Source organism: Bartonella sp. B41 (assembly GCF_053795765.1).
Map to the genome: position 1 here is coordinate 1,279,347 of NZ_CP200037.1, position 21,676 is coordinate 1,301,022.

The following is a 21,676-nucleotide window of genomic DNA, read 5'->3' on the forward strand; positions in this document are numbered from 1 at the left end:
TCGTATATAAACTATATAAAATAAAAAAAATCTAAGTGTTGGAGATATTAAGGTAGTAAGGCTATGCATAATTATTGTGAAGTTTCTTCAACACAACGATCTCTTAACGATGTTTTTAAAAAAGCACGTCATCACTCTCGTTGCATTAGCGTATTGAAATTTTTTTTACCTTTTTCAGCATTGGTCATAGTGATGATTTTTTGCTGGTTTACACTCTTTGCTGTTCCTACGGTTTTTGATCCCGTAATTTTAAGCAATGAAAATGAAGAAGATGCAATGATAAAATTGGCTGTACTCAATCCGAAATTAGAAGGTTATAATAATTTTCATGAACCCTACTTGCTTAAAGCTGAAAAAATATTCCAAGATAGTTCCAAGTCTGGGATTATTGAGATGCAAAACGTTACAGCAGAAGCATCTGTAGGTAAACAAGAACGAGTTTTCCTAGATGCTCAAGTAGCTCTGTACGATAATGTCAAGGGTCATCTGCTGCTAGACAAACCATTTACCATCACGACAAATAATGGAGCTGTTGCGCAATTCCTTGCGGCAGACATAAACCTACTTGAAAGCCAATTGAGTACAAGCAAACACGTCAATATCCAACACGCAGGCTTGCATCTTACAGCGAATGCTCTGCGAATTCAAGAAAAAAGACAAATCATGTGTTTTCATGGTGATGTACATTTAGTGATTAACAAGCAATAAAATGTATCAATAAGTATTTTATTTATACTATAGAGAAAAGTGTGCATACGTGAAAATAAAGGAATTGAGAGCGCTAAAATGGAACCAAGGGCATCATACATAAAATGGGTAAGTATGTATTTGGTTTTGGTAATTGGAATTTTATTGGCAGGGATAGTCTCTGGGCATTCTGAGATATCCAATTTCGGAATTAATCTATTTGATGGCAAAGATTCCATGGAGTTTTATGCAGATTCTTTAGAAGTACGAGATAGAGAAGGAATAGCACTTTTTAATGGCAATGTTTCAGTAATTCAGGGTAAGCACCTTTTACGGACATCAAAATTGGTTGTTCATTATGATAAGGTGCACAAAGTTGTTGACAAGAGTCAAAAGAATATGAAGACAAAGTCATCTGTTGGATTTGGGTTAGTAAATATTCAGAGAATGGAAGCTTTAGGAAGTGTCTATATAAAAATAGCTACTAAAGTGGCTACAGGGGATAAGGGCATTTTTGATGAAAAGTCTGGCACAATGACTTTGACAGGTAGCAATGTTGTATTAATCGATGGTGATAATGTAGTGACGGGATGCAAATTAGTAACAAACTTAAAGACTAGGAAAACTTTTCTAGAAGGTTGTGAAGCATCTAAGAAAAAAAACAGCGTTTCTGTTGTTTTTAAACTAAACAAAAAGAATGGCTATTGAGATTGCATGTTTGGAATCAATAAAAGAAAACAGATAGTTAAACCTGATACAGTAAATAGAACATTCAAAAGTACTTTAGCTGCCAATCACTTAATTAAAGCATACCGAGGAAGACAGGTCATTAGTGGTGTTTCTTTTGGTGTTTGCACCGGGGAGGCTGTTGGTATTTTAGGACCCAATGGTGCTGGTAAAACGACTTGTTTCTATATGGTGATAGGTTTAGTTAAATCTGATGGAGGGGAAATTAAACTTGATGGATTTGATATTACTCATTTACCAATGTATCGGCGTGCTCGTCTAGGGATTGGTTATCTTCCACAAGAGGCATCTATTTTTCGTGGTCTTTCAGTGGAAAACAACATTAAAGCCGTTTTGGAGGTAATTGAAAGAGATCGTGTTAAGAGGCACGAAGAGTTAGAATCGCTTTTGCATGAATTTAAAATTGATCATTTACGCAAAATGCCAGCTATTTCTCTGTCTGGGGGTGAGCGTCGTAGACTTGAAATTGCACGGGCTTTAGCTTCTCGCCCAAATTTTATGTTACTTGATGAACCATTTGCAGGAATTGATCCTATAGCCATTTTTGATATTCAGCAGCTTATTCGTCATTTAACTCAACGCGGTATCGGTGTTTTGATAACAGATCATAATGTGCGTGAGACATTAGGTCTTGTGGATCGTGCTTATATAATCCATGAAGGACAGGTATTAATTCACGGTTGTCCTAACGATATTATTAACAATGCCGATGTGCGCAGAGTTTATTTGGGTAACAGGTTTTCTCTCTGAATTTTATACATTACTGCTTGTTTGGGAGATAAAATACCATTTATCATTAAATCCGATAATGTGAGAGGGAGTTGTTTGTCACTTGTTATGGCTTAAAAAGCGAGCATATATTCGATTATGAAGGAGGGTATATATACTAAAAGGTTTGTTGTGGTTAGGTATTTTGGCGCGTAAAAGGAAAACTAAAGTATGGATTTGAGTGAGTTAATTACACCGGAAGCAATTATTCCATCTCTTAAGGCGAATTCGAAGAAACAAGTTTTACAAATTTTATCTGAAAAAGCATCAGAATTAACGGGTATTGATGAGAATGTAGTGTTTGATACTGTTTTGCAACGTGAAAAATTAGGATCAACGGGCTTGGGTGGCGGCATTGCGATTCCTCATGGAAAGTTAGTGGATATTAATGGAATTATTGGCATATTTGCTCATCTTGAAAATCCAATTAATTTTGATGCTCTTGATGATGAACTGATAGATCTCGTTTTTCTGCTGTTGGCACCTGAAAATGCTGGTGCGGATCACTTAAAAGCTTTGTCACAAATCGCACGTGTCTTACGCCATTCTGATGTTGTACAAAAATTGCGCGACACTCATGATACTGGTGAGTTATATGATTTACTTATTAAAAACCAAATGTAGTTGTAGTTTAAGAGTGAGTACTATATGTGGATATTTTTGTGTAGGATTTATGTTGCGTTAAGGAGTCATGTAATGATTATATTTGGTAATTTTGTAAAATGATTTTGAGCTTTGGTGTGTTTTTTGGAGGACATATTTTTAGAATTTTGCAACAAACTATTTGTCAACAGGGCATTGCTCAGTTCTTAGCAAGCTGATATTCTGCTTGTGTTTTCTCCTATAATCATTCAAAGAAATGGGTTCTTTTACAAAGAACAAAATCGACAAAATGGGATCAAGATGTTGTTTTAAAAAAAATGTGATTATTGAATAAAAAATTCATGTTTTAGTAATAACTAAAAGGTCACAATTGATATAGAGAGATTTGTTTTGATTAAGATGATGGTGCTTCGCTTATCAAAAGATTAGAATAATTGCACTAAGCATAGCTGAAATATAGGCTTTGCGAGAGGAAGAAGTCTTGTTGGAGAGTGAAAGAAGTGAGCGAAATGAAGATGTTTGAAAGGTTTTTTATTACCATGTCTGTTGTGATTCTGGTTAGCACCGGGACAGCATGTGCGCAAACACCAAGTCGTTTAGATCAGTTTGAGGCTTGGGGGGCTTATTCTTATAAATCGCCAGAGGATACAATTTGTTATGTGTTATCAGCACCTTTAGAGTCGCTTCCAATGACAGTTAGACACGGTGATAATTTCTTTTTGGTTACTAAACGTTCTCATTCACCTGTTTCATTTGAGCCACAATTTATGGCTGGTTATATGCTTAAAGAAGGTTCAAAGGTTACTGTAACAATTGGGGATAAGAATTTTGATTTTTTCACAAAAGATTCGTCAGCTTGGTTAGAGTCATCATCGGCAGAAAAGCAGCTTGTTTCTGCTATGCGTTCTGGAATAAGTATGACGGTGAAAGCTACTTCAAAACGAGGAACAAATACCACCTATACTTATTCTTTAAGGGGGGTTACTGCTGCATTAAATGCAACACAAAAATGTCGTTAAGACGTCCTTTGTTTATAAAATAGCGATATAAGTTTAAAGGCAATGGCTGTTTCGTGTGATCTCAAACCAAAGGGTGTGTGTTCAATGCCGAGATCGATTGGTATTGTAGTAGAGAATGGGTTTAAGCTGCCTTTAGTTGGTTTGTTGCATGATGAAATGGTGGAGGCTTTAAAGGCAATTGGTATCCCAGATTTCCAGACGCGTATGCGTGTTCGCCAACTTTGGCATTGGCTTTATGTGCGTGGTGTTTCGGATTTTGATGAAATGCTGAATATTTCTAAATCAACGCGGAAGATACTTAAAAATCATTTTTCTATTGCTCGTCCAGAAATTATTGCAGAACAAATATCAAAGGATGGCACCCGTAAATGGCTCTTACGTTTTCCAGCACGTGGTGCAGGAAGGCCCGTTGAAGTTGAAACGGTCTATATTCCTGAGGAAGAGCGTGGCACTTTATGCCTTTCGTCTCAGGTGGGGTGTACATTAACTTGTTCTTTTTGCCACACAGGAACGCAGAAGCTTGTTCGCAATTTGACGTCAGAAGAAATCTTGATGCAACTGTTAGTTGCTCGTGATTGTTTGGGTGATTTCCCCGATAAGCATATTCTCGGTAGTGCAATGGTTCCGCTTAAAGGGCAAAAAATTACTAATATTGTTATGATGGGAATGGGAGAGCCACTTTATAATTTTGAAGAGGTCAAAAAAGCCTTATTAATAGCTTCTGATGGAGATGGACTTTCTTTGTCAAAACGTAAAATTACCCTTTCAACTAGTGGAGTAGTTCCTGGAATTATACGAACGGGAGAGGAAATTGGTGTTATGTTAGCGATCTCACTTCATGCGGTGTGTGATACACTACGAGATATGCTTGTTCCAATAAATAAAAAATATCCGCTTGCTGTGCTAATGGATGCTTGCCGTAATTATCCTGGTCTTTCTAATGCTAAGAGGATTACGTTTGAGTATGTTATGTTAAGAGGTGTGAATGATAGTATAGATGATGCTAAAAAACTGGTTAAGTTGCTTAAAGGAATTCCTGCTAAAATAAATTTGATACCTTTTAATTCGTGGCCAGGTAGTAATTATCAGTGTTCTGATTGGGAACAGATTGAGCGGTTTGCTGATGTAGTTAATCGGGCAGGCTATGCTTCTCCTATTCGGATACCTCGTGGACGCGACATTCTAGCAGCGTGTGGACAGCTCAAATCTCTCTCAGAGCGTTTACGTAAATCTGAACGTTTGCAGTTTGAAAATGCTATTGAAAATGTATAAGTTTAGTTTTTATTAATGAAGATGCGCAAAGCGAAACTAGTAAAAATGCATGCGATGAGCCAATCAAGAAAGCGAAGATAGGAAGGATTTTTTTGCAATCCTTTAGAGAGTTTATTAGCCATAAAAACTATAAGGATATTGATAGGAAGAGAAATAGGTATATGAAAAAGACCTAAAATGAGTAGTTTTGGCGTAACCATTGGATCATTTGCGTGAACAAATTGTGGCAAGAAAATCATATTAAAAAGAACGGCCTTAGGATTTAATAGATTAATTCCAACAGCGGTGAGATAATTGCGTTTAAGACTTTTATATTGGAGAGATGTTTCTTGAGGAGAAAATTTCGAATGCTTATACAATGCTTGAAAAGCAAGCCATAACAGGTAGAAGGCGCCAACAATTTTAAGAAGAGAAAAGGTGTGCGGTGAAGCAACAATAAGCGCTGATAGGCCAAAAGCTACAGCGATAACCTGAATGACAAGACCCGTTGCACTCCCCAAAGCGCACATAATCCCAGCTTTTTTGCTTTGTCTGATGGTGCATCCTACAGACAACATAATATCAGGTCCTGGAGTAAGTGCAAGAACAAGAGATGCTAAGGAAAATTGTATAATGATAGACCATTCTGGAAAAAATGACATGTAAATCTTCTCTATCTTTTAAAAGCAGTGTTCACTATTTTTTCTCCACACAAATATTTTTGCGATTTTTTTATTTCTTAATGCTGCTTCGTGAAAATTTGCTTTCTTTGCTTTTTATTTCTTAATGCAGAAGAAAGCAAATCATATAGAATTTTAAGATGAAAAAATGGAAAAATATTAAAAAATCATTTTATTTCATTCAGTAGATTTTATTAATTTCGCGTGTGTGTACTAAAATTCTGTGGAAAAACAGGTGATATAAGATACTTTTTTCTAGTTAATGCAATTTTGCTATTTCATTTGTTAAAAGGAGAGGGGGGTACGCAAGTGAATCACTAATAAGTTAAAATAGCATTGATAGGTCGGATTTTATAGAAAATTTTTTTATTTAAGCAAATCGACACCCCCTTATAATTAGTACAGACGCTCGTTATCCAAAAGGCACAATTGGTCTTATCAAACTAAATATTTTATTCCTGTGTACATTCGCTGATGTAAGATTTAAATATTTGGCTTTGTGCAAAAATCCTCTTTTTTGATGATGAAGTATTTAGAAAAAGAGTATATCTGAACATTTGTAATCAAAATGAGCGCACTATACCATGTTTCACTGATGAAATAAAATAAGAGGGATTACAATGGAAAAATTAAAATGAATTATGAACTATAACGAGAGCGTTATTACGACAAGATTTTATAGCTTTCATCTTACTGTTATTGACGAATAAGTTTAATCACCATACACCATGCTATTAGAAAATTTAACTTTAGGATAGAGATAATGATGCGTGATCAATGCGACGTCCTCAGCCATCCGCTTGAATTAAGAGATGCTGCTGCTCAGTCAAAAGCTTGGCCATTTGAAGAAGCGCGCAAGATTATAAGACGGTATGAAAAAATCGGTTATCCAGAAAATGTTTTGTTTGAGACAGGTTATGGGCCCTCTGGTTTGCCACATATTGGTACTTTTGGGGAGGTTGCTCGTACTGCTATGGTACGCCATGCATTCCATATTTTGACAGATAATAAAGTTAAAACCAAGCTTCTTTGTTTTTCTGATGATATGGATGGTTTGCGCAAAATTCCTGATAATGTTCCTGATCCCCAAAAAATGGAAAATTATCTTGGTCAACCACTTAGTTGCATACCAGATCCTTTTGGGGATATTTATCCTTCTTTTGGAGCTGCAAATAATGCACGTTTACGCGTGTTTCTTGATCGTTTTGGTTTTGATTATGAATTTGCAAGCTCTACTGATTACTACAGTTCTGGCCGTTTTGATGAAACACTTTTAAGAATACTTGCATGCTATGACAAGGTTATGGAAATTATTCTGCCAACGTTGGGTGAGGAACGACGAGCTACCTATTCTCTTTTTTTACCTATTTCTCCTTTTTCTGGAAAAGTGCTTCAGGTACCAATGATTTCCCGTAATACTGAAAAAGGTACAGTTGCATATATTGAACCTGAAACAGGAGAAATTATTGAGACAGAAATTACAGGTGGAAAAGTTAAGTGTCAGTGGAAGGTAGATTGGGCAATGCGCTGGAAGGCATTGGGAGTTGATTATGAAATGGCGGGAAAAGATCTTATCGATTCTACAAACCTTTCTTCTAAAATTTGTAAAGTCCTTGGTGGAAATCCACCAGAAGGGTTTAATTATGAGCTTTTTTTGGATGATAAAGGACAAAAAATTTCGAAGTCTAAAGGAAATGGATTGACCATTGAAGAATGGTTAACTTATGCTCCGACGGAAAGTTTGGGACTTTACATGTTTTTAAAGCCAAAAACAGCAAAACGGCTTTATTTTGATGTTATTCCGAAAGTTGTTGATGAGTATTATGCACATCTTTCAGCTTATGGCCGTCAGGAATGGCAAGATCGAATTAACAATCCCGTGTGGCATATTCATAATGGTTGTCCACCGCAGGTTTCTTTACCTGTGTCTTTTGCTATGTTATTAAATTTGGTAAGTGCTTCAAATGCCGAAAATAAAGAAGTACTTTGGGGGTTCATTTCTCGTTATTCTGAAGGAGCGAATGCGCAAACATATCCAGAGCTTGATCGGTTGGTAGAGTTTGCTATTAAATATTTTAATGTTTTTGTTAAACCAAACAAAAAATTTCGCGTTCCAGATGAAAGTGAACGCTTAACGTTAGCTAATATCGATGCAAAATTATCCAGTTTTCCTAAGACTGCTGATGGAAATACTCTCCAAAATGCACTTCTTGATGTTGCGCGTTTGATGGAATGCTACCAAGATCATAGTAAAAAAAGTCCTGATGGGGGACCAGGTGTTTCGAATATTTTTTTTCAAATGTTATATGAGGTTCTTTTAGGGCAAGAACGAGGACCTCGACTGGGATCATTTATCGCGCTTTATGGGATTGATGAAATGCGTGTATTAATTGCGGATGCACTTGCGCGGTCTGCGGAGGCATAATGGAAAAGAGAGTGCAAGAAGTAAAACGGCGTCGTACATTTGCCATTATTGCTCATCCTGATGCAGGAAAAACAACACTAACAGAAAAGTTGTTGTTGTTTGGAGGGGCTATTCAGCTTGCTGGTGAGGTAAAGGCGAAGAAGGATCGTATTCAAACTCGTTCTGATTGGATGAATATTGAACGTGATCGCGGTATTTCTGTTGTAACATCTGTAATGACGTTTGAATATAAAGACCATATTTTAAATTTGTTGGATACTCCGGGTCACGAAGATTTTGCAGATGATACGTATCGCACTCTTACGGCTGTAGATAGTGCTATTATGGTTTTGGATGGTGCGCGCGGAATTGAGCCGAGAACACTCAAACTGTTTGAGGTATGCCGAATGCGTGATATTCCTATTGTTACTTTTGTTAATAAAATGGATCGTGAGGCACGTGATCCTTTAGAAATTTTGGATGAAATTGAAGAAAAACTCGCTCTTGATACCGTACCAATAACTTGGCCCATTGGTTTGGGTAAAGACTTCATGGGTACTTTCAATCTTCGTCACAATTATTTTCGTAAAAAAGATGATGAAAAAGTTCCACAAAAAGTTTTAGGATTTAGTGAGGTTGCACAATTGCTTCCAGAAAGTCAACGTACCTTCTTTACAGAAGGAGTTGAACTTGCCCGTAGTGTTTGCAAAAATTTTGATTTACAAGCTTTTTATGCAGGGCATATGACACCAGTTTATTTTGGTTCGGCTCTACGAAATTTTGGTGTTCGTGACTTAATAGATGCGTTAGTTGATTTTTGTCCAAGTCCTCGTGATCAAGTTGCGGATAAACGAGATATCATAGCAACTGAACCAAAAATGACAGGATTTGTTTTTAAGATTCAGGCTAATATGGATCCTAATCATCGTGATAGAATTGCATTTTTGCGGATATGTTCAGGTAAGCTTGATCGTAGCATGAAAACAAAGTTGGTACGAACTGGAAAGACAATAACATTATCTGCACCGCAATTTTTCTTTGCACGTTCACGTCAAATTGCTGATCATGCTTATGCTGGTGATATTGTTGGAATTCCTAATCATGGCACTTTACGTATTGGTGATACGCTTACTGAAGGTGAAGATATTCTCTTTAAGGGTGTTCCAAATTTTGCACCAGAAATTTTGCGTCGTGTTTGTTTAGACGATCCAATGAAAGCAAAAAAGCTCAAAGAAGCTTTGCAGCAAATGGCTGAGGAAGGTGTCGTGCAATTATTTATTCCAGATGATGGGTCATCTTCTCTTATTGGAGTTATTGGGATCCTGCAAATAGATGTTTTAATGGAGCGGCTTAAGATAGAATATTCTTTACCGGTGAGTTTTGAACAGGCACGCTTTAATGTATGCCGCTGGGTTTTTGCAGAAGATAAAGGTGAGCTACAAAAATTTATAGCCAGTTATCGATCCGCAATTGCTTATGATTTGGATGGTGATCCAGTTTTTTTAGCAGAAAATAATTTTTCTCTGAATTATGAAATGGAACGAGCTCAGAAAATAAAATTTGCTGCATTTAAGGATTATCAAGTTCGTTATGGATAATCAGTCTTCCATTATTATTTATAAAAAATTATAACAAGAGGGGTTATTAGAAATTCCCCCCTCTGTATCTGTAAAGACTATCACGAACATATTTAATGAAGATTGTCTTTAATCCATTCAGAAAGACGTCCTTTGGAGGATGCTCCAACGATGTTAGAGACAACATTTCCGTTTTTGAACATTAGCAGGGTGGGTATTGATCGGATTCCATATTGTGTAGCCAAATCTGGATTTTCATCAATATTTATTTTAGCAATTTTAATTTGGTTTTTCATTTCTAATGCAATTTCATCAAGGATTGGTGCTATCATTTTACAAGGACCACACCATTCTGCCCAAAAATCAACCACAACGGGGATGGATGAGGAAAGAACCTCATTTTCAAAATTGCTGCTATCGCTTTTTATACATGCCATTGGTCTATCCTTTATATTAAATCTTATACATTTAGTTGGTAGCAATTTATCTTTAAGTTATTATTACAAGTATAAATTATAAGATGCTTTTTAGAAGAGAATTTTTTAACTTATAAGGAGGTTTCATAAAGAAGTGCATCAAGTTTTTCAGGGTCCAGTTTAAAAATTTTTGTTTCTTTGCTATATACAAGAACTCCTTGGATATCTTTGTCAGGATAAATGGTTTGCAGCAATTTTCTGTAAAGAGCCATTTGTAGCAAATAGTGAGGTGCTATTGAAGTTTCATCTTCGGGTGGGATTCCTGTTTTAAAATCAGAAAAAATAACATTATTTTTTGTGATGCATAGACGGTCAATTTGACCAGAGATTGTATGCTCTTTTCCATGAATTTTTATGTTTCCCATCAATGACACTTCAGCGCGTGAAAGACCAGAAAAAAGAGGTTTGAGATGTGTATCATTTAAGATTTTCCAAATATGATGAAGTGCATCCTCTCTTTTATTTTCACACCAGTGAGGGGCCTTTACATTAAGATAGTGCTTGGCGTAATCTTGGCGTTTTGATGGAGTACAATTGGGTAAATATTGCAGTAATTGGTGAACAATATTACCATATTCAATGTAAAAGGCTTTATTAGTGTTTGGTTTTCCTAAAACAGGTGAAGTGCTGAGCTGTTTGGGATTTAAGGAAAATTCCTCTTCATATTCAATGGAAAGACTGGCAATAGAAGGTTTTATTGGTTTAGGTAAGATCGGTTCTTTTGGTGCTTTATTGTAGAAAAAATTTGGTAAAGGTGGAAGCGTTTGATTCTTGTCGTTTGTGTATGATGTTTCTTGATTTATTTGGATAGAAGAAGAGGGTGTGATGCAATAGCGCCAAGCTTCAATATCTTTTGCTGGTCCTTTTATGGGAATTGCATGTGGTTCGAGTGCTTTTTTTATCAGTTGCAACCACGTATTAGGAGGAATTTTGGCGTTGCTATATCCACAAACAAACAATCGATCTTCAGCACGTGTCATTCCCACATAAAGGAGACGTTTGTATTCTTCCTCCGCGCGTTCTTTTAAATGCGAAAGTGCTTTTTCAGAAGTTTTTGTTTTGAATTCTTTTTGGGGGCACCAAATAAACCCCTGTTTATCATGTAATTGTGTATTACCTAAGGGAACTTTAAGTAAGTGAGGTATCTTCTGAGAAGGGAAAATTGCACTACCTGGATCAATTAGAAAAATAACAGAAGATTCTAGTCCTTTAGCGGCATGAACAGTCATAATCCGAACTTCATCATGATTTTGATCAAATTCACGTTTAATTTCTGGTTCACTTGTGCTTAATGTTTCTAAAAAAGCTTGTAATCCTGGTAATCCAGTTTTTTGAATATCAATTGTGTAATCCATGAAAACATCGAGTATGTCATTTGCTTCAGACCCTAAGTGAGCCAGAATTTTTTGTCGTCCCTTGTCATTATTGAGAATGTGGCTATAAAATTCAAAAACTGGTATTTTATCCACTAAAGCGCGATAATTGCTTAAATATTCAAATGCGGTTTTGAAAGATGTATGCGATTGCGTGTGCATACAGAGACTTTGCCAAAGAGATCCTGTACGATGAGCTGCAAGTTGGTAAAGTTCATCTTCTGTAATCTCAAAAAGTGGACTCTTCAAAACACAAGCGAGAGAAAGATCGTCTTGTGGTTGCAAAACAAAACGCGCAAGCGCTATTAAATCGCGCACACTAATGTGGTTTGTTAATTGTAAGCGATCAGAGCCAGCTACAGGAATATTACGTAATTTAAGTGCACGGGAAAGTGCAGAAACAAATTGACCACGACTACGAACTAAGATCATAATATCACTTGCACGCAATAAACGTCTTTTTGCGGGAAGCACCTCTCCTTTCTGTAGCCAGTTTGCGATAGTTTCAGCGATTTTTTCCGCTAATCGTATTGCAGGTGTGTTGAAATGATCAACAGTTAAAAGCCAATCATCAGGTAGTTTGTTTTTTTCTTTAGAAATAGCATTCCATAAAATAACATCACCAGGGCTATGAGCACGAATAGCTTCATGAACGGTTTTTGTATTTTCTGCCGAGAGACCCTTGTAATTTTCTGGTGTTTCAAAGACAAGATCAACGCTTTTTAAAATGTCAGCTGTAGAACGAAAGGAATAGTTTAGTTGTACTTTTTCAAATTTTTGTTTTATTTGCTGCGTTTTTTTTTGAATTATTCGTCCATTTTCAGCAAAATTTTCTGGCACAGCTCCTTGAAAAGAATAAATGGATTGCTTTTCATCTCCAACAGCAAACAGAGTACGTATATTTGTGCGTTGGCTGTGACCAGTAAAGAATTCTTCAGCTAAAAGTTGAATAATTTTCCATTGATCGGGATTTGTATCTTGTGCTTCGTCAAGAAGAATATGATCAATACCATTATCAAGCTTATATTGTACCCATTGGCTTGCGCCTCTACGTTCTAACAGGTGAAGTGTACGTTCAATGAGATCATCAAAGTCCAATAAACCATTGCTTTTTTTTAAATTTGCGTAAATTTTAAGATAAATATCACAGATTTGAAAGGCTGCAACATTGAGTGTAAAAATTTTCATACATTGGTATTTATCTAAAAGGGCGGAAAGCTGATTTTGTTTATCTTCAATTTCTTTCTCAACAATAGGCCAAGTTGCATCTGATTTGTTAGAAGATAAGCGAGAAAATTTACGTGGCTTTTCTTCTCGTGTAAAATAAATATTTGAAGTAATATTGATAATACTTTTTGCATCAGGGGCAACATCTAATCGAGAAAATTGCGTGATTATGTCTTTGGCACTTTTATTGCTGGAGGTTTGATAATGTTTGAGAGCGAGGGGAGTCAAAACAGCCGTTTCTTTAATTTTTTTCAATAGAAATTGTTCTGTTTCATGAGGCTCTAAGTTAAAAAGCGCTCGCAGTTTAGTTTCTCCATTTTCACACATAATGAGAGATAAAAAATGAGACAATTTATGTTGATTCTGGATTGCTTCTTGTAGCAAATTATTAAAACAACTTTCGCTGACGCTTTTAATCAGCCGTTTTAACGCGAGTTGTACATCGTTGTTTATTAAAAGTTTGCGGCGGGCTTCTTGTAATAATTTTTTTCTATTAATATCATCAATCAATTCGAAATGCCCAGCTATATTGGCTTCTAGCATAAATTGATGCAATAAAGATTCACAAAATGCGTGAATAGTTTGAATTTTTAATCCCCCAGGTGTTTCAAGAGCACGGGCAAAAAGTTGACGTGCAGAAATTAATTTTTGCGCATTTATAGGTTTATTTTCAAGACGCGATAAAATCACTTTGAGCTCTTCATCATTATATTCATTCCAACTAGAAAGTGTGCGAAAAATTCTCGATTGCATAACAGCCGCAGCAGCTTTTGTGTAAGTAAGGCATAAAATACGCGCTGGCGGAGTACCATTTAAAAGCAAACGGATAACACGTTCACTTAAAACATGTGTTTTTCCAGATCCCGCATTTGCAGAAACCCAAACGTTTTTTTCTGGATGCGTTGCTGTTGTTTGCGCATCAAGAGCGGCTTCAGGAATAGAAAAAAAAGTCATGATTAATTTTCCTCGTGATATCCATTTGACCACTCCCATAATCGTGCCAGATGGTCATAATCTCTTTCATATGTTTTTTCAGAGGGGATTGCGTATGAGAGATAGCCTTGTTCTGGATTTTGGTAATGTTCTATCAATGCAATAAGTTTTTTCCATGCTGTTTCACCAAGATTGATTGCGTTTTTTTGATTTTTATCTTTTTTGTTTGAAAAAATTGATTGAGGTTTGATTTGGCCTTTCTTGTTGAGAGGAATATAAAGTAGATCAGAAGGAATCAGGTTTTTAAAATCTGTAAAGGCTCCTTGCATTAACAAAGCTGCTTCAAGTGCTAATTGTGGAGAAAGAAGACTACAAACTCGTTCTGATGAGGGAGGTGAACTGGTTTTAAAATCGATGATCTCAACGGTTTTGTCGGGCAAAACATCAATACGATCGGCGCGTCCAGAAAGAGTGACACCTGTTTTTCCTATGGGTATTTTTTGGGATACAACTTCAGCATGTCGTTGTCGTGGTCCAAGATTTTGTTCCCATTGGATAAAAAATGGAGCAAAATCTTCAAAAATAGTCCACCAAATTGCTTCAATATCAGGAGGAAGATTTAGTTTATTAAGTTCTTTACGTCCTATATGCAGAAGGATATCTAGTGCATTTGCAATATTGTGATTGCTTATTTGTGAGCAAAAAGCAGCAAGAATAGCATGATAAAGCGTTCCACGCTCAGTTGCGCGAGGGGTGTGTACAAGTGCCTTAAGCGGTTTAAGCCGCAAGATTTTTTTTGCATAAATGGCATAGGGATCATATCGTAGTGTTTCGATTTCAGTAACCGAAAAATGACGTGGACGTGCCTCAAGAGGTGGGACAGGGCAAGGGCGTTCTGTACAGGACGTTATGTTTGTACTGTCAAGCATTTTGGCCCAATGGAGAAATATTTCACCCCGTGCACGAATTTGTTCCCAAATTTTTTTTCCTATTACTGTTTCTAGGCGTTGTAACCAGCGCGAGGGAATGGAAGGAACATGTTCGACTCGTTTAGCACGGCTCATTACGATTTTATCCATTCCCATAGCCCATTGAAAATCATGAGCAAAAAGACCAATACGCTTCTCTGGTGGATCAAGGGTGAGCAGCATTTTCATCGGTCGTGATAAAAAAGCATCATTACGGGTTGTTATAGGCCATGATCCTTCATTAAGGCCGCCGATGATCATGGTATCAACAGTTTGCAAACGTGATTCTAAAGCACCCCAAATAAATAAACGTGGATGTCCCCCAGGAGAAGGAGTCACAGAGTGCATCGAAATGAGAGCTGAAAACATAGCTGGCCATTCACAAGGGTGAAATATTAATCCTGATTGATCATTTACCAATTCACGTAAAAAAGTTGCTAGGGCTTTTCCTGCTTCATTTTCATAAAGATTAACAAGAGAATTATTTTCATCACGTCCAAAATTTTCAAAAACCTCGACAGTTGCTGTTGCAACTTCGTTGACAGTGCATTCATTTTTTTGTTTTACGAGAGATATGAAAGGTTCAATAGCTTTAACTAAACTATGACAAAGCAGACGTGCTTCTTCTATTTTTTGTGTATCAAGAGTACAGTTTTGAGAAGTATTATGGGGGTGTGTTTCTATCCATTTTTCAAAAAATTTGTCACATTCACAAATATTAATTTGGCTGGCGTTGCCGCGAAGAACAAATAATTCAAAATTTTCCACTATTTCACGCAAGTAGAGACGGTTTTGTTTTAATGTTGTAAGTGGATGCTTAAGAAGGGAAAGAAAAGCAATGGGATCACCGGGATGAAACACATTTTCTAAAAGAAGCCGTAACAGAGTTGATGGTAATGTTTGTGCAAGTGGTGTTCCACCTGAGTCGTTTGCTTCAATCCCAAATCTCTGTAATTCTGCTACGACTCGACGTGCTAAATTACGGTCATTTGTAATAAGAGCGGCAGTTTTTTTAGGTTCTTCGATAGCATTGCGTAATGCAACAGCGATGGCAAGAGCTTCTTCTCGCTCATTTATGGCTTCAATGAGCGACCAATCTGCACAAAGATTTTCATAATCATCACGTACAATTTTTGCCCACATATCTGTTGTAGATACTGGCCTAAACGCTTCTGATAAGAGAGCTATACGTCTTTTTTTTATTGCGTTCTGTTGGCCAATTTCGCGAACATGAATACGAGGACACTTAATGATGGATAAAAGTTTTTTTAAATGATATTGAGGGTGGCTAAAGACATTATCTGCATGATTAAAAAAATCAGAAGTCCTTTTGTTTTCGTTGATAGTGCTTAAAGCATCCCATTGTGCTTCATCCATATGAAGATCAAGACCTGGAAGTACAACAGCTCCTTTGGGAAGATTGGAAATGACTTTCAAGAGCTGTGCTACTGCGGGAATAGAGCCTGTTGCACCAGCAGCAATAATAGGTTTATTAGGATTCGTGCGGAGTAGAGTTTCCGCGTGCATTTTGAGTATCGTATTGCGCCATGAAGCTGGACTACTTCGTTGTTTTTCGTGTAAAATTTGCGGCCAGCTTTGGGTAACGATAGTAAGAAAATTAAGCGTTATTTGCCACCATTCCGCAACCATATCAGGTGCAATTTCTTTAAGCTTTGACCAATCTGCACCTTCTGTTTCAATTTCATCCATCAACTGTGCTAAATCTTGAGCAAACCAAATTGCATCTGCAGTGTGAGCAGGAACAAGAACGTCTTCTATACCAAACATAGCACGCAGATGGGTGGGTAAATTTTCATGCCAAAGACGAATGAAACGGGCTAAAAGAAGGAGTCGTTCATTTTCCCCAATGGGAGGGTTTATGAATTTTGTGTGGTTTTCAATGAAAAGGAGACTATCTTCGTTCAAATCTCCCAAGGGGCAAATAGTTGGCAGGAAGGTTGATTGTTTGTTGCTTCTTTCAACAAAAGCTATACGCAAAGCGCGAGCAGCACGACGTGTTGGAACGTAAATTAGAGTGTCAGCAAGAGCGGTTTGGATATCCCCGTTTGGTGCGAAGTCATCAATCACCCTACCTGATAGTAGTGCATCGACAAAATTCTGTAAAAAAGGAGTGCCCAGAGAAATAGAAAAAACACGTGGATTATGGGTCATGCGATCTCATTTAGGATGCGTAAAAATATTCCATCTCAATTGGTTATTTTAACAATTCTCATTGAGAAAAAGCTTTTACACAGAAGGATTGTCTTACTGATGTTTGGCAGCAGTTTAGCAGATAGTACCCTTCAATTCTAATTAAATATTTGAAAAAAGAATCGAAGCAGATTACATGCTTCTTTCGAAATTATTATCAATGTGCACTGAACTACTTAGTCAAAAAACAACAGTGAATAGAATCACACTTATTTGACATCAAAAATATTCAAATGACGTAATGACAATTGCAGACGTTCAATAGAGGTGTGTTCTGATTTTATGGTTATGGAACGTCCAAAATTTTCGTATTCTAAAGCGATAGCAAAGGTGATGGATCCCAAAAGATCTACACATTTTTCTGGCCATTCAATTAATAAAATTCTTTGCTCACGGAATTCATTAATTCCTAATTCATTGATTTCTTCTGCTGTAGAAAGTCGATAAAGATCAGCATGAATGATTTCAAATTGTGGGAGTTGATAGTTTTGAATTAGGGTAAAAGTAGGGCTTGGAACGTCCATAGTATTATCTTTTGCAAGCGTTTGTATGAGTGTTCGTGCAATGGTTGATTTTCCTGTTCCAAGATCTCCTTGAAGTGTTATAAGATCTCCGGGTTTTAAAGCAAGTGCAAAATTTTGTGCAAAAATCTTTGTTGCTTCTTCATTTTCAAGAAAAAAACTAAAATTCATTAACATTTCCGTTAAGTGGATGAAAGAACAATTTTATAAAAATAAAAGACAAGATTAGAAAATTTTATTTCCTTTTGGAACTGGAAAAAAGCATTTAACTGTTGTTCCTTGTTTTGTTCCAGTAAAAATTTCAACATGTCCACCGTGGAGCTCAACGAAGCTTTTGACAAGAGAAAGACCAAGACCTGCTCCTGCACGTCCACCATGATGTGCATGAGAAGAAAAGCGCTTAAAAATTCGATCAAGAATGTCTTTTGGAATATCAGATCCTTCATTGTGAACACTAAAGATAATATAATTGTTTTGCTTATCGGCACAAAATTCAATTGTACTTGCTTCTGTCGCAAAATTAATAGCGTTGCTTAGGATATTAATAAAGATTTGATGTAAACGTGTCGCGTCAGCAAAAATAAAATTCAAAGAGGGTGAAATTTGATGTAAAAGTGTGATATTGCGCCCGTTAAGACGTTCTTCAACACGTGTTATTGCTTGTGTCATAGCGTCAACGATGTTAACCGGTTTTATGTCTAATTCCATGATACCTGCATCAAGGGTTGCGAGGTCAAGGATATCATCCACAATGCTTAAAAGAGTTCCTGATTCTGAATGAATATGCTCAAGATATTCACGCTGATGTTTATTAACAGATCCAAAAATTTGATCTCGTAAGATATCAGAAAATCCAATAATATTTGTGAGCGGTGTGCGCAATTCATAGGAAACATGTTGTACAAATTCATTGCGCAGACGATCAGCGCTTTCTAATGCTTCATTCTTTTCTTGAAGAGCTCGTGCAACATGGACAGTATCAGTAACATTAACAAAGGTTAGCATTGTTTGTCCATTAGGCAATGGGACGACAGTGTAGTCAATAATTGTTCCGTTTTTTAGATCCATGCGACCTGAATGTGTTTCGCGTTTTTCAGCAAAACCAGTGATAAATTGGGTAAAACGATCCCATTCTTTTCCGATAGTCAAAGATGAACAATGGGTTTGTAATTGTGTAATATGGGTACCTTCTACCTGTAAATTATAAGGTAAAGACCACAATTTTGATAGGGCTGGATTTGATAAACGAAGGCATCCATCTGTACCGAAAACAACCACTCCTTCGGAAAGTTTATCAAGCGTTTCACCCTGTATTTTTATTAATGTGTTATATCGTCTTTCAAGATCAATTTTTTCTGTAAGATTTTCGTATAGCCAAGTAACACCTCCCTGTGGATGAAAACTAGAAAGAACACGCACAGTGCGTCCATCTGGAAGATTCCAAATTTGTTGATTCGATTCTATTTGTTTATAGGACTTTAGAAGTTCTTCTTTCCACGCACGCCAGTCAGGATGGTCACAAATGAGTCCTTCTTCACGCAAACGTTCGAGAAGTAATGCATGGCTTGGTTTACTTTCTAAGAAAGAACTCTCCAGTGGCCATAAAATTTTAAAAGCTTGGTTACAGAATTTCAGTTTTTGGTTATTATCAAAAATTGCTACAGCTGTTGAGATTTGGTCAAGCGTTTCACACTGGTTTTCAAGAACTTGTTTCATTTCATTGGCAAGATTTTCATATGCACTGTCATTACGAGCGAACGCTGCCATTCCTTCTTCTGTTGTAATACGTGTAAGGTAAAAGTTATGGCGTTCTCCATTAACGACTGTATAAACATGTTCTTGAAAGATTGTTTCTATCTCATCTGTTTTTCGTTGCGTTGTTTCATTAAAAAGATCTATTTTCTCATTGCTTCCTTCTTGAAAACCTGTCATTTCTCTAAAGGCACGATTTGTAAAATAAATTTTTCCTTTGCAATCTCGTATCCACACTGGTTCTTGAATATGATCGAGAAGGTTGCGTTGCATTCTTAGTTCTATAAGGACTTTAGCGATGTCTTTTTGCAAACGAGCATTTTCACTCTGTTGTGCTGAAATATCTTGAAAACGTGCAATGGCCGCTGTTCCTGCAATTACTCCTGTAACTTGTAACAATATATTATTTGTTGTGGTGATAGAGAGTTCAAAAGGGTGACACTTATAGCGCAATTGATTTAATGCGTAATCAAGTTCTCGTAAGGCATTCTTTTCAATCCAGAGATCAAAGTTTTGAAGATTTTGTTTACCAATTCCAATTTTTTGCAGCGTAGGAATATTGCCAATCACAGACGGTGAGGCTGTTGGATTTTCCCAAATGAGAAGGTATTGGTTAGTTTCTTCAAAAAGCCATTCATAATATTTTAGTTTTTCAGAAAAATTTGCCTGAATTATTTTCAAAAGTTTCCATGAAGATTTTTTTGTACTTGTAATAATTACCACGCACGTAACAAGTGAGGCACAAGAAATTCCTCCAAAAAGCACCCAAACAAGCCATGATCTATCTGAAAAGCTCAAATATGTTTCTGATGATATAGCAACAGCGTACTCTGGAGAAAAAAGAAAAAGAAAGCAAAAAATATCAACGAAGATTAGGATTATTTTGAGAGTTTTTTCTTTGGGGTTACAGTCACCAAAGCTGAACACAGTGCGTTTTCCTTTTTTCTCTTAACCTAAGGAAAGGTTTTAGTAACGATAATGATTTGGTTTATAAGGTCCTTGTGGTGTAACTCCAATATAAGCAGCCTGTTCTTCCGATAAAACACTTAACTTTATTCCTAACCGATCAAGGTGGAGTCGTGCAACTTTTTCGTCAAGATATTTGGGTAAGACGGTTACTTTATTTTCGTAGTTTTTTGCATTAGTGAAGAGTTCAATTTGTGCTAAAACCTGATTAGTAAATGAAGCTGACATGACAAAAGAAGGATGACCGGTTGCGTTACCAAGATTTAACAAACGTCCTTCAGATAATAAAATTATGCGTTTCCCATCTGGAAAGGTAATCATATCGACTTGTGGTTTAATATTTGTCCATGGCAAATTTCTAAGCGCTGAAACTTGTATTTCATTATCAAAGTGCCCTATGTTGCCAAGAATGCACATGTCCTTAACTTGTCGTATATGATCTAAGCGTACAACGTCTTTATTACCAGTAGTTGTTATGATTATATCAGCACCAGAGGCTGCTTCATCCAAATTAACGACTTCATAGCCGTCCATGGCTGCTTGAAGAGCACATATTGGATCAATTTCTGTCACTTGGACTCGTGCACCAGCACCTGAAAGAGATGCTGCTGAACCTTTGCCTACATCACCATAACCGCAAACAATTGCTGTTTTTCCAGCTATCATTACATCTGTTCCTCGTCTGATACCATCGACCAGTGATTCTCTACATCCATATTTATTATCAAATTTTGATTTAGTAACGCTATCATTGACATTAATGGCGGGAAAGGGTAAAATCCCTTCCCTTTGTAGCTGATAAAGACGGTTTACACCTGTTGTTGTTTCTTCACTTACACCCTTTATTGCTGCGCGTTGGCGCGTAAAAAATCCTGGTGTTGCATTTATACGCTTTTGAATCTGTTTGAAAAAAAAATCTTCTTCTTTTGTTGTTGGGTTGGATAGAATCTCCCTATTTGTTTCTGCACGGCACCCTGTCAAAATATAATTCGTTGCATCAGCTCCGTCGTCTAATATAAGATTTGAAGGATTGCCATCAGGCCATTGAAAAATTGCATCTATATAAGTCCAATATTCTTCAAGTGTTTCACCTTTGATTGCGAAGACAGCGGTGCCCGTGGCTGCGATAGCTGCTGCTGCATGGTCTTGCGTGGAAAAAATATTACTAGAACTCCATCGCACATTGGCACCGATCGCTTTCAGCGTTTCAATTAAAACAGCTGTCTGGATTGTCATATGCAGTGAGCCAGAAATGCGTGCCCCGTGTAGGGGTTGACTTGAAGAAAATTCCTTACGACAAGCCATTAAACCAGGCATTTCTGTTTCAGCAATATCAAGCTCTTTGCGACCATAGGCAGCAAGTGTGATATCTTTTACAGCGTAATCTTTAGCTGCCATTTTTTCTTCCTTTGAGATAATTTTTGCGAGACGGTATGAGAAATTGAAAAAAAATGCAAGCGAATGGAATGATTTGTTTATATTTAAATATTTTCAGTTTTCACAAGATAGGAAA

15 protein-coding genes are annotated in these 21,676 nt (G+C 36.8%); 8 read left to right on the forward strand and 7 right to left on the reverse strand.

Going from position 1 to position 21,676, the window contains the following annotated elements; genetic code table 11:
• Nucleotides 1-63: 63 nt before the first annotated feature.
• The 6 genes from lptC to rlmN all read left to right on the forward strand — a co-directional run bounded on the left by lptC (nucleotide 64) and on the right by rlmN (nucleotide 5,096).
• Nucleotides 64-708 (forward strand): LPS export ABC transporter periplasmic protein LptC, encoded by a 645-nt coding sequence (gene lptC, locus V4P54_RS05660; protein WP_455477053.1) that lies wholly within the window; start codon nucleotides 64-66, stop codon nucleotides 706-708.
• Between the two features lie 78 nt (nucleotides 709-786).
• A complete protein-coding gene (locus V4P54_RS05665) occupies nucleotides 787-1,395 on the forward strand; it encodes an LptA/OstA family protein (protein WP_455477054.1) in 609 nt (202 codons plus the stop codon).
• Between the two features lie 6 nt (nucleotides 1,396-1,401).
• Nucleotides 1,402-2,184 (forward strand): LPS export ABC transporter ATP-binding protein, encoded by a 783-nt coding sequence (gene lptB / locus V4P54_RS05670; RefSeq protein ID WP_455477055.1) that lies wholly within the window; start codon nucleotides 1,402-1,404, stop codon nucleotides 2,182-2,184.
• Nucleotides 2,185-2,373: 189 nt separating this feature from the next.
• Entirely contained in the window at nucleotides 2,374-2,826 is a 453-nt protein-coding gene (ptsN, locus tag V4P54_RS05675; RefSeq protein ID WP_455477056.1) for a PTS IIA-like nitrogen regulatory protein PtsN, read from the forward strand.
• A gap of 494 nt (nucleotides 2,827-3,320) precedes the next feature.
• Nucleotides 3,321-3,824 (forward strand): invasion associated locus B family protein, encoded by a 504-nt coding sequence (locus V4P54_RS05680; RefSeq protein ID WP_455477701.1) that lies wholly within the window; start codon nucleotides 3,321-3,323, stop codon nucleotides 3,822-3,824.
• A 42-nt stretch (nucleotides 3,825-3,866) separates the two neighbouring features.
• Nucleotides 3,867-5,096: a 23S rRNA (adenine(2503)-C(2))-methyltransferase RlmN gene (rlmN, locus tag V4P54_RS05685; RefSeq protein WP_455477057.1), complete on the forward strand. Its 1,230-nt coding sequence runs from the start codon at nucleotides 3,867-3,869 to the stop codon at nucleotides 5,094-5,096.
• 2 nt (nucleotides 5,097-5,098) lie between these two features.
• Here rlmN and V4P54_RS05690 read toward each other — a convergent pair whose 3' ends face one another.
• Nucleotides 5,099-5,737, reverse strand: coding sequence for a LysE family translocator (locus V4P54_RS05690; RefSeq protein ID WP_455477058.1), 639 nt, complete (start codon nucleotides 5,735-5,737; stop codon nucleotides 5,099-5,101).
• A gap of 781 nt (nucleotides 5,738-6,518) precedes the next feature.
• Here V4P54_RS05690 and V4P54_RS05695 point away from each other — a divergent pair.
• Nucleotides 6,519-8,180: a lysine--tRNA ligase gene (locus V4P54_RS05695; RefSeq protein ID WP_455477059.1), complete on the forward strand. Its 1,662-nt coding sequence runs from the start codon at nucleotides 6,519-6,521 to the stop codon at nucleotides 8,178-8,180.
• Entirely contained in the window at nucleotides 8,180-9,757 is a 1,578-nt protein-coding gene (locus V4P54_RS05700) for a peptide chain release factor 3 (protein ID WP_455477060.1), read from the forward strand. The genes V4P54_RS05695 and V4P54_RS05700 overlap by 1 nt, the downstream gene beginning before the upstream one ends.
• Before the next feature lie 92 nt (nucleotides 9,758-9,849).
• Here the strand turns inward: V4P54_RS05700 and trxA are convergent, their stop codons facing one another.
• The 6 genes from trxA to ahcY form a co-directional block, all read right to left on the reverse strand.
• Nucleotides 9,850-10,173, reverse strand: a complete 324-nt coding sequence (trxA, locus tag V4P54_RS05705; protein ID WP_455477061.1) for a thioredoxin — start codon at nucleotides 10,171-10,173, stop codon at nucleotides 9,850-9,852.
• A 110-nt stretch (nucleotides 10,174-10,283) separates the two neighbouring features.
• A complete protein-coding gene (gene addA / locus V4P54_RS05710; protein ID WP_455477062.1) occupies nucleotides 10,284-13,766 on the reverse strand; it encodes a double-strand break repair helicase AddA in 3,483 nt (1,160 codons plus the stop codon).
• A 2-nt stretch (nucleotides 13,767-13,768) separates the two neighbouring features.
• Complete coding sequence (gene addB / locus V4P54_RS05715) at nucleotides 13,769-16,885, reverse strand: double-strand break repair protein AddB (protein ID WP_455477063.1); 3,117 nt, start codon at nucleotides 16,883-16,885, stop codon at nucleotides 13,769-13,771.
• A 248-nt stretch (nucleotides 16,886-17,133) separates the two neighbouring features.
• Nucleotides 17,134-17,616 (reverse strand): tRNA (adenosine(37)-N6)-threonylcarbamoyltransferase complex ATPase subunit type 1 TsaE, encoded by a 483-nt coding sequence (tsaE, locus tag V4P54_RS05720; RefSeq protein ID WP_455477064.1) that lies wholly within the window; start codon nucleotides 17,614-17,616, stop codon nucleotides 17,134-17,136.
• Nucleotides 17,617-17,670: 54 nt separating this feature from the next.
• Nucleotides 17,671-20,124, reverse strand: coding sequence for an ATP-binding protein (locus V4P54_RS05725; RefSeq protein WP_455477065.1), 2,454 nt, complete (start codon nucleotides 20,122-20,124; stop codon nucleotides 17,671-17,673).
• 39 nt (nucleotides 20,125-20,163) lie between these two features.
• Nucleotides 20,164-21,561 (reverse strand): adenosylhomocysteinase, encoded by a 1,398-nt coding sequence (gene ahcY, locus V4P54_RS05730; RefSeq protein ID WP_455477066.1) that lies wholly within the window; start codon nucleotides 21,559-21,561, stop codon nucleotides 20,164-20,166.
• Between the last annotated feature and the right edge of the window lie 115 nt (nucleotides 21,562-21,676).